The sequence below is a fragment of the Desulforhabdus sp. TSK genome (assembly GCF_022836495.1).
In the GTDB taxonomy this organism is placed as follows: domain Bacteria; phylum Desulfobacterota; class Syntrophobacteria; order Syntrophobacterales; family Syntrophobacteraceae; genus Desulforhabdus.
The window spans coordinates 1-255 of the sequence record NZ_BQXM01000284.1; the positions used below are offsets into that span (position 1 = coordinate 1).

Genomic DNA, 255 nt, shown 5'->3' on the forward strand with positions numbered 1-255 from the left:
TCGGAAATATAAGTCCTTATTTTAGATTGAGAAAAGTATAGAGTCAGGCATTTCTCAATCATTTTTTCTATAGGCAGATAAAACTCTCGGAAATTCATGGATCATTGACAGATAATCTGCCAAATTTTTTTTTATTCCAATTCTATGGACAAAGCCCGCCACATGATTTAGCTTAAGTTTGGTGTAATGGACAGGTCGCCACCATTCTCTACGGAAGGGAGGTGAATTCCATATGTGCCATTCTGAATACCTGAA

1 protein-coding gene is annotated in these 255 nt (G+C 36.9%); it reads right to left on the reverse strand.

Going from position 1 to position 255, the window contains the following annotated elements; translation table 11 throughout:
• Positions 1–54 precede the first annotated feature (54 nt).
• Positions 55–255, reverse strand: a 201-nt coding sequence (locus MWC30_RS22410; RefSeq protein WP_244086380.1) for a hypothetical protein, incomplete at its 5' end; no start/stop codon positions are given.